Source organism: Labrys sp. E2SS-1L (genome assembly GCF_057073705.1).
In genome coordinates this window covers 1,364,462-1,380,450 of sequence record NZ_CP172712.1, presented here as the reverse complement: position 1 = coordinate 1,380,450, position 15,989 = coordinate 1,364,462, and the positions used below count along the sequence as shown (strand labels likewise).

Genomic DNA, 15,989 nt, shown 5'->3' with positions numbered 1-15,989 from the left:
GAAGTGCAGGCCGGCTCCTCTGGAACCGGCCTTTCTTTTTGCGCCGATCTCCGGGTGCGCGGACGTGGCCGCGCAATCGGCTTTGCCGATCGTCGCGACTGTGGTTCTTCCTCTCCCGTGAGCGCCGCGTTTCCGGGAGCGGACGAGACGTCCGCGCCCCCGCAGATGCAAGCCTGCTCTTGAATCCCTCGCCGAGATTGTCCATCTGTGCAGCGGCGTTCCCGCCACCCTGTCCCAAGACGATCATCAAGCAAGAGTGAGTTTTCATGAGCGCTGAAGCCGCAAGCGCCGGCCCGGATAGTGCCGCGCCGCAGAGCCATACCTTCGAGGCCGACGTCGCCAAGCTGCTGCATCTGATGGTGCACTCGGTCTATTCCGACAAGGATGTCTTCCTGCGCGAATTGATCTCCAACGCGGCCGATGCCTGCGAGAAGCTGCGCTATGAGTCCCTGTCCGATCCCGCTTTGCTCGGAGAAGACCAGAAGGGGGTGATCCGCATCACCCTCGATGCCGAGGCTAGGCGCATCACGGTCGCCGACAACGGCATCGGCATGAGCGCGGAGGAGATGATCGAGGCGCTCGGCACCATCGCGCGCTCCGGCACCAAGGCCTTCGTCGAGCGGCTGGAAACGGCCCAGCAGGCCGAAGGCAGCCAGTTGATCGGCCAGTTCGGCGTCGGCTTCTACTCGACCTTCATGGTGGCCGACAAGGTGGAAGTCTTCTCCCGCCGCGCCGGCAGCGATATTGCCAATCTCTGGAGTTCGGACGGCAAGGGGTCCTATTCGGTGGCGCCTGTCGGTCTCGACGAGGCCCCCGCGCGTGGCACCAAGGTGGTGCTGCATCTGATGGAGGACGCCAAGTCCTACGCCGAGACCTACACCATCGAGCGGCTGATCAAGACCCATTCCGGCCATGTCCCGGTGCCGATCCTGCTCGCCGACAAGCCGGATGCCGAGCCGCAGCAGATCGGGGATGGGGCAGCCCTGTGGACTCGCCCGAAGTCGGATATTTCCGAGGCCGATTACACCGATTTCTACCGCAGCGTCGCCGGCCAGTTCGACGATCCAGCGCTTACCATCCACTTCCGCGCCGAAGGCCGGCAGGAATACACGATGCTGGCCTTCGTGCCGGGCTCGCGTCCCTTCGACCTGTTCGACCCCCAGCGCAAGGGCCGCATGAAGCTCTATGTGCGGCGTGTGCTGATCACCGACGAGGCCGACCTGCTTCCCGGCTATCTGCGCTTCGTGCGCGGCCTGATCGATTCCGCCGACCTGCCGCTCAACGTCTCACGCGAAATGATCCAGGAAAGCCCGCTGCTGACGGCGATCCGCAAGGCGGCAACCGGCCGCGTGCTGGGAGACCTCGAGAAGCTGGCCACCTCGGACGCCGCAGCCTATGCGAAGGTCTGGGAGAATTTCGGCTCTGTCCTGAAGGAAGGCCTTTACGAGGACTTCGAGCGCCGCGACGCCCTGCTCGGCCTCGCCCGCTTCAAGAGCACGGTTTCGGGCGGCGAATGGCGTTCGCTCAAGGACTACATCGCCAGCCTCAAGGACAACCAGACGGCGATCTATTATCTCGCCGGCGACGATGCCAAGCGCCTGGAGAACTCGCCCCACATCGAGGGCTTCCGCGCTCGTGGCATCGAGGTGCTGCTGCTCTCCGATCCGGTCGACAGCTTCTGGGTGACCTCGGCACTCGGCTTCGAAGGCAAGCCCTTCAAGTCGGTGACGCAGGGCGCCGCCGACCTCGACCTGATCCCGCTCGCCGAAAAGCCGGAGGAGCAGACCCCGGAAGTGAGCGCGGCGATCGCCTCCTACATCGCCTATCTCAAGACCACGCTGGGCGATGACGTTTCCGACGTGCGCGCCTCCGAGCGCCTGACCTCCAGCGCAGTCTGCCTGGTGGCGCCCGATAACGGCATGGACAAGCGCATGGAGCAGATCCTGGCCAGCGCCGGCAAGCTCGACGGCGCCCTGCAGAAGCCGATCCTGGAGATCAATCCGCGCCACGCCCTGGTGACGCGCCTCGCCACCGCGCGCGAGGCCGGCGGCGATACCGCCTTCATCGAGAGCGCCACGCGACTGCTGCTCGACGAGGCCCGTATCCTCGACGGCACGGTGCCCACCGATCCGGCCGGCTTTGCCGAGCGCCTGTCGCAGGTGCTGGCCAAGAGCCTCGGTTAAGTTTGGGGGGCGGGTCTTCGGACCCGCTTCTCTCGTTCAAGCACGGCGCTTTGAGGCGCCTCTGAGGAGGTTGATGGAAGAGTCCCAGCAAGCCGAGAAATGCTCAATTTTGTCATGCCCGGACTTCGTCCTGGGCACCCAGATACCCAACGTATCAAGCTTGTGGCCGCTGGATCACCGGGCCAAAGCCCGGTGATGACAAAGGTCGAGGTTCTCTCGATTCTCAAGCCAGGCTCTCAAGTCCCCTCACCGTCCCGCCCGTTGCCCGATCAGGCGCTCGAACAGCAGCGCCACGATGATGATGGTGCCGATGGCCGAGCCCTGCCAGAAGGGCGAGACGCCCATCAGATTGAGGCCGTTGCGGATCATCACCATGATCAGGACGCCGATCAGCGTGCCGATGATCGAGCCCCGCCCGCCGAACAGGCTGGCACCGCCGATCACCACGGCGGCAATGGCGTCGAGCTCCCAGGCATTGCCCATCAGCGGATCGGCCGAGAGGATCTGGCCGATCGAGAAGGTGATCGCCACGGCCGAAAGCGCCCCCGAAATCACATAGGGCAGGATGGAATAGAACATCACGCTGAGGCCCGCTGCCCGCGCCGCCTCCTTGTTGGAGCCGACGGCATAGATGGTGCGCCCGCCCTTGGTATAGGTCAGATAGGCCCAGGCGACGAGATAGAGCAGCGCCAGGAACAGCACGTTGGAGGGAATGCCCAGGACATCGGTATAGACGATGGCCTGCATGGAATCGGGGATCGAGGCGATGGCCGTCTGGCCCGAGAGGATATAGGCGAGGCTGCGGCCGATCGCCATCACGCCCAGCGTCACCACGAAGGCCGCGAGCCCGAAATAGGCGATCAAGACGCCCGAAATCAGGCCGATGCCGGCTCCACTGAGGATGGCGAGCGCCACGGCCAGGGCCGGCGGATAGTGCTGCACGGCCAGGCCCAGGACAATGCCGGTCAGGCCGGCGACAGACCCGACCGAAAGATCGATGCCGCCGGTCAGGATGACGAAGGTCATGCCGACGGCAACGATGCCGATCACCACCGACTGGTCGAGGATGTTGAAGATGTTCGACCGTGTCAGGAAATAGGGCGACAGCAGCGACAGGCAGACCGCCAGCACGATGGCAAGGCCGAGCATGCGCACTTCGAGCCGCCCCGTCAGCCAGCCGAGACGCCGTCGCGTGGGATCGGGAGAGGTGGTTGAGGTCATATGGCGATCCCGGAACTTGTGGTGAAGGACGGACGAATGGAACGGCTGAGCGAGATGAACCCTTGAAGGACAAAGCACCACGCCGAAGTCCCCTCGCCCCGCTTGCGGGGAGAGGATAGAGGTGAGGGGCTACGCTTAGCCCTATCTGCACGCACCACGCCGCCCCTCACCCTTACCCTCTCCCCGTAAGTACGGGGCGAGGGAGCGGTAAGCGTCGTGGTTTCAAAACACGATCGTCGCATCGGCCGCCTACAGTGTTGCAGCGAGTTCGGCGACACGGCTGCGGACGATTTCGGGGGATGGCAGGGCGGCGCCCTGCGGCAGCGTGAGGCCGACCCAGCCGAGATCGTGCCCGCGGGGGCTGACGATCGGCAGGAGCAAAGTCGAGCGCGAGCCGTCCGGCTCCGGCATGAAGACGGGTTCGCGCCCGGCCAGCGCCGCGGCGATGCGGGTCGCGGAGAGCGGCTTCACCTCACCGGCTGCAAAGCCCGGCTCGGCCGCCTTGTCGGCGGTGACGAGGTTGAGGCAGATTAGGCGGTCCTGGTCGATCAGGGCCCAGAAGCCGGCGCCGCCGCATTCGCCCGTCAGGCCGCGCAGGACTTCGGTATTGCGGGCCATCGAGGTGCGCGGCGCCGCCAGCAAGGTGAGCTTCTCCTCGTCGAGCAGGTCGGCAGGCAGGTCGGCCACGCTGGTGCCGTCGCTGATGACGACGATACGGTGCGACAACCCCAGCAATTCCTCGAAATCGGACGACACCACCACGACGGCGACACCCTTGGCGGCAATGTCGCGCAGGATCGCATAGATCGAGGCGCGGGTGCCGATATCGACGCCCTTGGTGGGTTCGTCGAGAATCAGCACGCGCGGTTCGAGCAGCAGCCAGCGCGCGATGATGATCTTCTGCTGCATGCCGCCCGAGAAGTTGAGCATGTTGGCGTCGAGCAGGCGGTCGGGCGGCAGGCCAAGGCTCTTGAGCAGTGCATCGACCGCCTTTTCGCGGCTGCGATAGCCGACGCCGAAGCCCCGATGTGCGCCGAGATGGGCGAGCAGCAGATTCTCCTTCACCGACAGGTCGGGCACGATGTTCTGCGAGCGCCGGTCCTCGGCCACGAAGCCGATGCCGGCCCTCACCGCCTGCGCCGGCTTGCGCGGATCGATCGGCTTGCCGTCGACGAGGATGGTGCCGGCGCTGCGAGGCCTCAGGCCGAAAATGGCCTCCACGGTTTCCGAGCGCCCGGCGCCGACCAGGCCGCCCAGCCCCAGGATCTCGCCGCGGCGGACCTGGAAGGAAACGTTGCGGACCAGGGGCGGCGTCGCCAATCCCTTGACCTCCAGGGCAATCGGCGCGTCCTTGGCCGTCCCGTCCACATCCCGCGCATAGATGGCGCCGACATCCTGGCCGACCATGTGGCGGATGAGTTCGGCCTGGCTCAGGCTGGCGGTCGCGAGCGAAGCCGCCACCGTGCGCCCCTCGCGCATGATGGTGACGCGATCGGTGATGGCGAAGACTTCCTCGAGCCGATGCGAGACGAAGACGAGCCCGCGCCCATCCGCCCTGAGCCGCGCCATGATGTCGAACAGGCGCTCGACCTCGCTCGGGCTCAGTGACGAGGTGGGTTCGTCGAAAATGATCAGCTTGGCGTTGACGCCGAGTGCCTTGGCGATCTCGACGAGCTGGCGCTGGGCCGCCGACAGGCGTCGCACCTCGACGTCGAGGGGCAGGGCATCGCCCTGGCCGAGCACCGAGAGCAATTCGGCCCCGCGTCGATGCAGCGCCGAATAGGACAAGCGCCCCGGCCGGCCGAGTTCGGGCAGGAAGATGTTCTCGGCGACGCTGAGGTCCGGCACCAGGCTCGTCTCCTGCATCACGATGGCGATGCCGATATCGAGCGCGTCACGGGTGGAACGCAGCCGCACGGAGCGGCCGCGATAGACGAGATCGCCCTCGTCCGGCCTGACATGGCCTGAAATCACCTTGGACAGGGTCGACTTGCCGGCGCCATTGGCACCAAGCAGGCCATGGACTTCGCCGGCGCGCAGCTCGAAGCCGGCCCCCGCCAGAGCGCGGGTGCGGTCGAAGGTCTTGGCGACGCCGGTGGCGACCAGCAGGGGTTCGATAGCAGGCAAGAAAGGCTCCTGGATGGCGTTGGTTCCTGGGACCGCTGGCTTCCAAGCCGGCTCTTGGAAACACCGCATTTAACGGTGAGGAAGTGCCGGCTGGAAGCCGGCGGTCCCAGCATGCTCACTTCATCTCGTTGGCGAACACCGTCTCCTTCACGATGGGCAGCTCCTTGTCGATATTCTCGCTGGTCACCACCAGGATCGGCACCGAGACTTCCTTCTCCACCGTGCCGCCGGCGAGCTTAGCCAGCAGGGCCTCGCCCGACTTCTGGCCCATCAGATAGGGCTGCTGCATGCCGGAGGCGACGATCTGCTTGGACTTGAGGAGATCGACGAATTCCGGGATGCCGTCGAAGGCCGCGACCAGCAGGTCCGAACCGCGACGTGCCGCCTTGATGGCGCGCAGGGCGCCCAGGGCCGGCTGGTCGGTCTGGATGAACAGGCCGCGCATGTCCGGATTGGCGGTCAGCATGTCCTGGGTGAACTTGAAGGTCTCGTCCGTCGTATAGGATTGCATTTGCTGCAGCCCCGCCTCCTTGCCGGTCCAGCCGCCGGCTGCAAGGCCGTCCCGGAAACCCTTGGTGCGGGCCTGGCCGTTCTTGCGGGCCTGCGAGATGGTGATGAGGCCGACCGAGCCGCCCTCCCACCCCTTGGCCTTGAGCGCGGCAGCCAGCGCCTCGCCCACGCCCTTGGCGCCGTCATAATTGTTGGAGATGATGAAGGAGGCGTAGTCGCCGCTATTGGTGCCGATATCGCCGATCACCACCGGGATCCCCGCCTTGGCGGCCAGCGCCAGCACGCTCGGCGCGGTGGAGGAATCGGTCGGCGAGATCACGATGCCCGCCACGCCCTTGGCGATCGAATCCTGGGCGTTCTGCAACTGCGTCTGCGGGCTGTTGTGGGAATCGAGCGCCTGGAAACCGTAGCCCTTGGCCTTGGCGGCGGATTCGACGCCCTTGGCGAGATAGCGCCAGAACGGCAGGTCGAGGCCCGGCGTCAGATAGACGATATCCTTGCCGGCGGCCCTTGCCGGTTGGAAGCCGAGGCTGCCGGTACCGGCCAAGGCGGCGCCGGCCGCAAGCTGCAGGAACGTTCTTCTCTTCATAGTATCCTCCCTCCCGCCCTCGGGCGGCTCCAACGGTTCTTTTCCGGCCATTACAGGCTCTTTGTCTTGGAAAGCGGGCCTTCTTTCTCAGGCCCGTTTCACGTATGCGGCAACACAGCCTCCTCCTCGAGGATGGAGCGCGTGCTGGCATAGATCCTGTCGAGATGAATGCCGAAGGCCTCGACGACGGCCCGGGGATCCCGGGCATGCAACCCAGCCAGGATGGCGGCATGGTCATGGCAGCTCTGGGCGATCGCACCCGGCCGCGACACGGCCTTGCGCCGATGGGCCATGGCATAGAAATAGAGATCGACGACGAAGTCGGCGAGGAGGTCGTTGCCGCAGGACCGGTAGATCGCGGCATGGAACTCGCGATCGCAGATCAGGAAGCGGACGGGATCGTCGAGGGCCTCGCGCTGCGTTTGCAGCGAGGCGTCGAGCATGGCGAGCGTCTCGTCATCGATGCGCCGCGCCGCCTCCTCGACCACCGGGCGCTCGACCAGCAGGCGGGCGGCATGGATGGCTTCGATATCGTAGCTGTTGATCAGTTTCGGCTCGCGCGCGCCGATCGCCAGCGAACCGACCTCGGCGCTGAGCACGCGGGTGCGGGCCCCTTGCGAAATGGCAATGATGTCGCGCGCGGCCAGAATCTGCAGGGCACCACGCACCGTCTCGCGGCTGACCTGCAGGGCCACGGCAAGATCGCGCTCGCTCGGCAAGGCCTCGCCGACCTGCAGCATGCCCGCCGCGATCAGGGAGGCGAGCTTGTCGGCAACGAGTTCACGCACATTGCGCCTGACAACGCCGTGGCGCAGCTCGGGCACGCGTTCGAACACCGAAAGGGCAGTGGGCAGGTTCATCGGAGTGGCGCTTGGAAACGACGCTCGGCATCTGATCTACTGGACCAGCCAGCAGACCAGTTAGGCCAAGTTTTCGGCGGGGTGTCAAGCGGTAGATGAGTAATGGTCTGACGAGTGGGAGGACGGCGAGGTGAGCCTGGGACCGCCAGCATCCTGCCGGCTCTTGGAACCATCGCGCCTGAAGGTAGAAAGAGCCAGCAGGATGCTGGCGGTCCCAGGAATATTCAAGTTTTTACCGAGCCCCGCCGAGATAGAAGGCCTTCACATCCTCGCGTGCCGCGAGGTCGGCGGCCGGCCCCGCAGCGGCGACGCGGCCGTTCTCGAGAATATAGCCGTAATCGGCATGGCGCAGGGCCAGTGCGGCATTCTGTTCGGCCACCAGGAAGCTCACACCCTGTTCGCGATTGAGGGTGCGGATGATCTCGAAGATCTCCTGCACCACGATCGGTGCGAGGCCCATCGAAGGCTCGTCGAGCAGTACCAACCTGGGCTTGGTCATCAAGGCCCGCCCGATGGCGGCCATCTGCTGCTCGCCGCCCGAGGTCAGGCCCGCCTTGGTGCGGCGCTTGTGCTTCAGGCGCGGGAACCAGGCATAGATCTGCTCGAGATCCTCCGCGATCTGCCGCCGGCCTGGGCGCCGCAGGAAGGCGCCGGAGAGAAGATTCTCCTCGATGGTGAGCTGGGCAAAGCAATGGCGCCCCTCCAGCACCTGCACCACGCCCCGCGCCACCAGGACGGCGGGGGTCAGGCGGCTGATCGGCTCGCCCCGCCAGGAGATACTGCCGCGCGTGACGGTACCCCGCTCCGGGCCGAGCAGGTTGGAGATCGCCTTCAGCGTGGTCGATTTGCCCGCGCCATTGGCACCGAGCAGCGCGACCACAGCGCCATCATCGACGGAGAGGGACACGTCCCTGACAGCCAGGATCGCCTGGTAATGCACCTCGATGCCGGCGACATCGAGGAAGTCGTTCGTGCGCGGCACGGCCGATGGTTCGCTCATCGGACCACCTCCAAGAGCGTTTTGCCGGAGAATGTGCTCTCTAGCCGGAGTTCGCCAGGAAGCACGGCCCAGTGGCGAAGAGCGCAACGCCGACCGCCCCTTCGCCCCGTTCTCACGGGGAGAAGGTAAGGATGAGGGGCAGCACGCCGGGTACAAAATTGAGAAGCACGCTGCCCCTCACCTCTATCCTCTCCCCGCAAGCGGGGCGAGGGGGCGCGAGCGTCGCGCTCCTTCGTCAACCTCACCATCTCGCACATCCCTCCTCATTGCGCTTCAGCTAGCTGCTCCGGCCCCGCTCAGTTGGTCTGGGCCACCGGCGTGATGCCCTTCTCCTGGGCATAGGCGGCGGCCTTGGCGCGGATGGTCTCGGCAAAGAGCGAGGCGTCGGCCTTGATCCAGTCGGTCAGCGCGGTCCAGGACTTGCCGTCCCACTGGATGATCTTGGCCGCGACGGTCTCGCCCTTGTGGTTCGCCGGCGAGGTCTTCAACGGCGAGATCAGGCCCTGGGCGCCCAGTTCGGCGATGCGCTTGTCATCGATGTTGAGGTTTTCCAGGGCCCAGCGGCCTTCCTCGGCGGTGAGGGGGCGGTTGCCGAACTTCTTGTGCCCGACGCGCAGGGCTTCCACGAAGGTGATCGCCTCGATCACCCCGTAATTGTAGTAGACCGTGCCGAACTTGCTCTTGTCCTTGAGATCGCTCTTGCCGGCGTCGACGATCTTCTCCTTCAGCGTCTTGATGATGCCGTAGTCGGTTCCGGGCGGAAACACCGAGACGGCGAGATAGCCTTTAGCGGCGCTGCCGGCCGGGCGGGCATCGTCCTCCGAGCCGCTCCAGATGTCGCCGATGATGCGATCGGCCGGAAAGCCCACGCGCGCCGCCGTCTTGATGCCCACCGGCGTCATCACGCCCCAACCGCGCAGGAACACCCAGTCGGCACCGGCGCTGCGGATCTGCTGCCATTGCGCCTGCTGCTGCTCGCCGGGATGGGGCACCGGGATCTGGATGTCGGTGAAACCGTATTTCTTGGCGAGAATGCCGAGCGGCTCGATCGTGTCACGGCCATAGCCGGAGTCATGATAGAGCGTGGCGATCTTGACGCCCTTGAGCTTGTCGTAGCCGCCGGATTTTTGGGCGATGTAGTCGACGATGATCTGGGCTTCGCTCCAATAGTCGAAGATCAGCGGATATTGATAGGGGAAGACCCGTCCGTCGGTGGCGATGTTCTGGCCGCCGCCCGGCGAGACGATCGGCACCTTGTCGATGCGCGCCTTGTCGGTGAGCGCCACGTCGAGGCCGCTGGAATGGGGGTATATCGCCGCCGTCGGCGCGCCGTCATAGCCGTTCTTGTAGCGTTCGTAGCATTCGATGCCGCGTTCGATCGTATAGGCCGTCTCGCATTCCTGGATCAGGATCTTGACGCCGTCGACCCCGCCTTCGACCTCGTTGATATAGGTCAGATAGTCCCGGTTTCCGGCGCCGAAGGGGATGAAGGAAGGCGCATAGGGACCGGTACGATAGGTGAAGAGCGGATAGAGCTGCTCGTTCTTGTGGTCCTGGGCCATGGCCGGGCCGGCGGCCGCAAGAGCGGCCAGGCCAACGCCTGCAAAGCCGAGCCCGGTCGCCAGTGCGAGAGCCTTGATAAGGGAGGGTGACATCCGGTTCGTCTCCATTCGGTTGGGATGTTCGAGGGCGCAGCTCTCCCGTCGGCGGAAATGACGTCCGCTTTTTCGGGATGCAGAGGGTGGGAGGTTTGCTCAGTCCCCGGTAGCGGCGGCTGCCGGCCGCCGCCGCGGCAGGCGGATCCGCCTCACCAGGCGGGCGAGTCCTTCCGGCTCCTTGATCAGCAGCGCGATGATGATCACGCCGAAGATGATGTGCTGGATATTGGCAAGCGCCCCCTGGTCGGCCAGGAACTGCAGGCCGGTGAGCGGGGCGAGGCGGTCGAGCAGGATCGGCATCAGCACGATGAAGGCTGCGCCGAGGAAATTGCCGGCGAGGGTGGCGGTGCCGCCGATCAGCACGATGAACAGCACCTGGAAAGACTTGTCCAGGTTGAAGGCATGGGCATCCGCGGTGCCGAGATAGCCGAAAGCCCAGAGCGCACCGGCAATGCCGCAGATGAAAGAACTGATAGCAAAGGACAGGAGCTTGCGGCTGGCGACATGGATGCCGATCACCGAGGCGGCGGTGTCCATGTCGCGGATCGCCATCCATTCGCGTCCGACGCGGCTCTTCACCACCGCATGGGCGAAGGCGATCAGCGCAGCCGCCGTCACCGCCACCAGGAGATAGCGCCCCGTCGCCGAGGTGAGGTCATGGCCGAGGAATTGCAGCCGCGGCGCCGAGATGGTGAGGGACTGGCTACCGTTCGAAAACCAGTTGTAATTGGTGAACAGCCATTCGAAGAAGAACTGGGCGCCGAGCGTCGAGGCCCCGAGATAGAAACCCTTGATGCGCAGGCTCGGCAGGCCGAAGACGATACCCGCCGCCGCCGCGATCAGGCCTGCCAGCACCAGCACCACGGGCAGCGGCAGGAACGGGGCGCGCAGCAGGAGATTGTAGCTCGCAAAGGCGCCGACCGACATGAAGGCGGCCGAGCCGAGCGACACCAGGCCGGTATAGCCCATCAGGAGGTTGAGGCCGAGGCCGGCCACGCCCATCACCAGGGTGGGGATGATGATGGAGGAAAGCCAGTAGTCGCTGGCGATGAGGGGCACGACCACCAAACTTACCGCCAGCGAGGCGGCGACGACGAAGAGGCGGGGATTGAGGCTGCGGCCCTGCGACAGGATGAGGCCTTCGCCGGATTGCGATAGGAGGGACATCGCTAGACCCTTTCGATGGCGCGGTCGCCGAACAGCCCGGCCGGACGCACCAGCAGGAAGGCCACGGCGAGGATATAGGCGAACCAGGTCGACACGCTGCCTTGCAGCAGCGGCCCCAGATAGATGTCCGCCAGGGCTTCTGCGGCGCCGACCAGGAGGCCGCCGACGATGGCGCCCGGCACGGAGGAGAAACCGCCGATGATCAGCACCGGCAGGGCCTTCAACGTCACCAGCGACAGCGAATATTGCACACCCTGGCGGGCACCCCAGACCAGGCCGGCAACCAGAGCGACGATGCCGGCCACGCTCCAGACGATGCGCCAGATCGTCGGCAGGCGGATGCCGATCGACTGGGCGGCGAGCGTGTCGTCGGCGACGGCCCGGAGCGAAATGCCCATGCGGGTGCGGTCGAACAGGATGGAAAGCACCACCACCAGGACGAGGGCGCCGCCGGAGACGAAGAGATCGAACTGGCTGATCGAGAGGCCCGCGACCGAGATCGGCACGTCGTCGATGCCGAGATCGAGCATGTGCACGTCCGAGCCCATCAGCAATTGCGCCAGCCCTTCGATCACGAAGGTAAGGCCGAGGGTCGCCATGAACAGGGTCAGCGCATCGCGATTGACCAGGGGCCGCAGGACCAGGCGCTCGATCAGCACCGCGCCGAAGACCATCACCGCGACGGTCAGCGCGATCGCGGCCCAGAACGGCACCTCGCGCTCGACCAGCGTCACGAAAGTGAGGGTGGCGAACAGCAGCATGGCGCCTTGCGCGAAATTGAAGACGCCGGAAGCCTTGTAGATCAGCACGAAGCCGATCGCGACCAGGCCGTACATCACTCCGGCGAGGAGGCCACCGATCAGGGTTTCGAGGAAAAAGGCCATGACGATCCCTCAGTGAACCGTGCCGAGATAGGCGGCGATGACATCGGGATTTTCGCGTACGGCATCCGGCGTGCCATCACCAACCTTGCGGCCGTAATCGAGCACGACGACGTGGTGGGCGAGGCCCATCACGATGCCGATATCGTGCTCGATCAGCACGATGGTGGTGCCGAGCTTGCCGTTCACATCGGCGATGAGCCGGCTCATCGCCTGCTTTTCCTCCTGGTTCATGCCGGCCATGGGCTCGTCCAGGAGCAGCAGTTTCGGCCAGGCCGCCAAAGCGCGGGCGAGGTCGACGCGCTTCTGCAGGCCATAGGGCAGCGTGGACACGACCGTGTTGGCATGGCGCTCCAGGCCGAGAAAGCCGAGAATCTCATGCGTACGTGCTTCGAAGCGCCAGCGTTCCGCGGCATCCCGCCCCACCCGGAAGATGTTCTCCACGAAGGTCGCACGGCCCCAGCGCGCCAACCCCGCCTTGACGTTCTCGACGACGCTCAACCTGTCGAAGAGGGCGTTGTGCTGGAAGGTCCTGCCGATGCCGAGATGGGCTGCCTTGTAGGGATGGATCGCCTCGAACCTGGCGCCGTCGAAGACGACATCGCCTTCGTCGGCCCGGTAGACGCCGTTGATCACATTGAGAAGGGAGCTCTTGCCGGCGCCGTTGGGTCCGATCAGCGCGCAAATCTCCCCCTGCTCGACCGAAAAGCTCAGCCGGCTCAAGGCGCTGACGCCCTTGAAGGACAGGGAGACGTCGTGAAGCTGCAGCAAAGGCGCCGGCATCGGCATCACCGTCCAGCGGCGAGGCGCGAGACACCGGCCTCGCGCTCGTCAGCCTCGCGGCGCTTCACCGCCTCGATGTCGCGATAGGCATGGGCCGGATGGCTCGCCGGCAGATAGGGGCCCTCGCCGAACAGCTTCTCGCGCAGCGTGCCCGGCTGGTAGGCGGTGGGATAGGCCCCGCGCTTCTGCAATTCCGGCACGAGATAGCCGACGGCGTCCTCGAAGCTCTCGGGCGTGACCGCATAGGCGAGGTTGAAGCCGTCGACATCGGTCTCCTCGACCCATTCCTGCAGCGTGTCGGCGATATGAGAGGCCGAACCGACGAAAACCGGGCCGAGGCCACCAATGCCGCCCCAGCGTGCCAGTTCCTCCATGGTCCAGGTCTTGTCCTCGCCGGCGAAATGCTCGACCACCGAGATGATGGCATTGGTCTCGACCTTCTTGATCGGATCGCTGGGCGCATATTGGCCGAAATCGATGCCGCTCCAGCCGGAGAGGAAGACCAGCGAGCCGTCATAGGAGGTATAGGACTGATAGTCCTTGAACTTGACCTGTGCCTTGGCCTCGGTCTCGTCGACGATCACCGTGGTGAGGTTATAAATCAGGATCTTGCGCGGATCGCGGCCGGCAGCCGCAGCCTGGCGACGGATATCGGCGACATAGGCCTTCAGCAGCGACTTGGTCGGCGCTGCCACGAAGACGCATTCGGCATGGCCGGCGGCAAAGGCCTTGCCCGGCCCGGAGGCACCGGCCTGGTAGAGCACCGGCGTGCGCTGCGGCGAGGGTTCGGTAAGCTGGTAGCCGGGCACCTCGAAATATTTGCCCTTGTGGCCGATCTCATGAACCTTGTCGGGATCGGTGAAGATGCGGTTCTCGCGGTCGCGCCGCACCGCCCCTTCCTCCCAGGAGCCTTCCAGGAGCTTGTAGAGCACCTCGACATATTCGCTGGCGACTTCGTAGCGGTTGTTGTGCTGGCGCAGGCCGCCCTGGCTGATGTTCTTGGCGCCGCTCTCCAGATAGGAGGTGACGATGTTCCAGCCGACGCGGCCCTTGCTGTGATGATCGGCCGTGGCGAGGCGCCGGGCGAAGGTATAGGGATGCTCGAAGGAGGTCGATGCGGTGATGCCGATGCCCAGATGCTCGGTGGCCAGCGCGATCGGGGCCGCCAGCTGCAGGGGGTCGTTGACCGGGATCTGTGCCGCCTGGTGGATGGCGTGGTAGTTCGAGCCCTTGTAGACGTCGTAATAGCCGATGACGTCGGCGATGAAGATGCCGTCGAAGATGCCCTTCTCCAGCGTCCGCGCCAGATCCTGCCAGTAGTCGAGATCCTTGTATTTCCACGATTTGTCGCGCGGATGCGCCCACAGGCCCGGCGATTGATGGCCCACGCAATTCATATCGAAGGCGTTGAAGCGTATTTGGCGGGGCATTCCAATCTCCACATCTGAAACAGCGTCGGTACCGCGGCTCTGAAACAGCGGCGAGGCCGCACCCGGCTACCGCGTCGGACTGTTCCTATGAAAACGTTCCGCAAACTAAATGTCTAGTATTTTTATAGAGAATATATACAAAATGAATGGAATCGACGCCGCTGCGGGCCGGAAAGGCCGTCGTCCAGGCGTCGAGTCACTCGATAAAACCCAAGAGAATCAGATAGATGACACAGAAGGCATCGACAGTGGCGGCAGGCTGGGGCAGCGGGCCGGGACATAATTACAACGACCTCGCCGCCACCTTCCGCCCCGTCTTCGATCGCATCCGCGCGGGTGCCGTCGAACGGGAGCTCAATCGCACCTTGCCGCATGAGCCGATCGGCTGGCTCAAGGATGCCCGCTTCGGCGCCTTGCGCGTGCCGGAAAAGGACGGCGGCTTCGGTGCCAGCCTGCCGCAGCTCTTCGCCCTCCTGATCGAATTGTCCCACGCCGATTCCAACGTCACGCAGGCCCTGCGCGCCCATTTCGGTTTCGCCGAGGACATCGTCAATGCCCGCGCGCAGGATCGCCGCGACCGTTGGCTGCCGCGCCTCTCCCGGGGCGAGATCACCGGCAGCGCCTGGACGGAGATCGGTGAAGCAAGGCAGGCCGCCTTCTCCACCATCGTAAAGCTTGGGGACGGCAAGGCCGCCTCCGTCACGGGCGCCAAATATTACACGACCGGTTCCCTCTTCGCCGACTGGATCGACATCGGCGCCAGCGGCGAGGAGGGCCAGTCGCTTTCGGCGACGGTCGCCCGCCATGCGCCGGGCGTCGACGTGATCGACGACTGGGACGGCTTCGGCCAGATCCTCACCGCCAGCGGCACCACCACCTTTACCGATACGCCCGTCGACCCCGCCGATGTCGTCATCGATGACGACCGCTTCAAATATTCGGCCGCCTTCTACCAGCTGGTGCATCTGGCGACGCTCGCCGGCATCGGGCGCGCCGCCAGCGACGACGTCGCCAAGGCGGTGAAGGCCCGCCGCCGCAGCTATTCCAACGCCCCCTCCCCGCGCCCCAGCGAGGATGCCCAGGTCCTGCAGGTGGTCGGCCGGATCCGCGGCGCAGCCTATTGCGCCAGTGCCATCGTGCTCAAGGCCGCCGAGGCCGTGCAGCACGCCTTCGACACCCGCTTTGCCGGCGACGCGGCGGCGGAGGAAGCGGCCAATGCCGTCGCCGAGCTCGAGGTGGCGCAGGCCCAGACCGTGGTCACCACCCTGATCCTCGAAGCTTCCACCATCGTGTTCGACGCCCTCGGCGCCTCCGCCACGCAGCGCTCCGCCGCCCTCGACCGCCACTGGCGCAATGCGCGTACCCTCTCCTCGCACAATCCCCGCATCTACAAGGATCGCATCATCGGGGACTTCGCCGTCAACGGCACGCCGCCGCCCTATCAATGGCGCATCGGGCAGGTGTGAGGGGGCGAAGATGCCCCAAACAGGTGCCACCTCACTTTACTCACCAGGGCCGGCATAGACACATTGCTTGAGCCCTCTGGAAAGAGCGCAGACATCCTTCCCCGGTTTCGGGGA

At 65.3% G+C, this 15,989-nt stretch carries 12 protein-coding genes; 2 read left to right on the top strand and 10 right to left on the bottom strand.

The window, feature by feature from the left end:
- Positions 1-266: 266 nt before the first annotated feature.
- Positions 267-2,183 (top strand): molecular chaperone HtpG, encoded by a 1,917-nt coding sequence (gene htpG, locus ACIGJE_RS06265; RefSeq protein WP_483679573.1) that lies wholly within the window; start codon positions 267-269, stop codon positions 2,181-2,183.
- Positions 2,184-2,429: 246 nt separating this feature from the next.
- Here the strand turns inward: htpG and ACIGJE_RS06260 are convergent, their stop codons facing one another.
- From ACIGJE_RS06260 to ACIGJE_RS06215, 10 genes are all read right to left on the bottom strand, one after another.
- Complete coding sequence (locus tag ACIGJE_RS06260; RefSeq protein ID WP_367623870.1) at positions 2,430-3,404, bottom strand: ABC transporter permease; 975 nt, start codon at positions 3,402-3,404, stop codon at positions 2,430-2,432.
- Between the two features lie 249 nt (positions 3,405-3,653).
- Positions 3,654-5,531, bottom strand: coding sequence for a sugar ABC transporter ATP-binding protein (locus ACIGJE_RS06255; RefSeq protein WP_367623869.1), 1,878 nt, complete (start codon positions 5,529-5,531; stop codon positions 3,654-3,656).
- A gap of 115 nt (positions 5,532-5,646) precedes the next feature.
- The gene (locus tag ACIGJE_RS06250; protein WP_149253360.1) at positions 5,647-6,630 is read right to left on the bottom strand and encodes a substrate-binding domain-containing protein; all 984 of its coding nucleotides are present in this window, start codon (positions 6,628-6,630) and stop codon (positions 5,647-5,649) included.
- Between the two features lie 98 nt (positions 6,631-6,728).
- A complete protein-coding gene (locus ACIGJE_RS06245; protein ID WP_311937899.1) occupies positions 6,729-7,490 on the bottom strand; it encodes a FadR/GntR family transcriptional regulator in 762 nt (253 codons plus the stop codon).
- 232 nt (positions 7,491-7,722) lie between these two features.
- Positions 7,723-8,490 carry an ABC transporter ATP-binding protein gene (locus ACIGJE_RS06240; RefSeq protein WP_415082611.1) on the bottom strand — a complete coding sequence of 256 codons (768 nt, stop codon included), beginning with the start codon at positions 8,488-8,490 and terminating at the stop codon, positions 7,723-7,725.
- Positions 8,491-8,786: 296 nt separating this feature from the next.
- Positions 8,787-10,145 (bottom strand): ABC transporter substrate-binding protein, encoded by a 1,359-nt coding sequence (locus tag ACIGJE_RS06235; RefSeq protein ID WP_311937894.1) that lies wholly within the window; start codon positions 10,143-10,145, stop codon positions 8,787-8,789.
- A 99-nt stretch (positions 10,146-10,244) separates the two neighbouring features.
- Positions 10,245-11,315: a branched-chain amino acid ABC transporter permease gene (locus ACIGJE_RS06230; RefSeq protein WP_415082609.1), complete on the bottom strand. Its 1,071-nt coding sequence runs from the start codon at positions 11,313-11,315 to the stop codon at positions 10,245-10,247.
- A 2-nt stretch (positions 11,316-11,317) separates the two neighbouring features.
- A complete protein-coding gene (locus tag ACIGJE_RS06225; protein WP_415082607.1) occupies positions 11,318-12,199 on the bottom strand; it encodes a branched-chain amino acid ABC transporter permease in 882 nt (293 codons plus the stop codon).
- Between the two features lie 9 nt (positions 12,200-12,208).
- Positions 12,209-12,979 carry an ABC transporter ATP-binding protein gene (locus ACIGJE_RS06220; protein WP_415082605.1) on the bottom strand — a complete coding sequence of 257 codons (771 nt, stop codon included), beginning with the start codon at positions 12,977-12,979 and terminating at the stop codon, positions 12,209-12,211.
- Between the two features lie 5 nt (positions 12,980-12,984).
- A complete protein-coding gene (locus tag ACIGJE_RS06215) occupies positions 12,985-14,409 on the bottom strand; it encodes an LLM class flavin-dependent oxidoreductase (protein ID WP_415082603.1) in 1,425 nt (474 codons plus the stop codon).
- 227 nt (positions 14,410-14,636) lie between these two features.
- Between ACIGJE_RS06215 and ACIGJE_RS06210 the strand changes: the two genes are divergently transcribed.
- A complete protein-coding gene (locus tag ACIGJE_RS06210) occupies positions 14,637-15,875 on the top strand; it encodes an acyl-CoA dehydrogenase family protein (RefSeq protein ID WP_367623861.1) in 1,239 nt (412 codons plus the stop codon).
- Positions 15,876-15,989 lie beyond the last annotated feature (114 nt).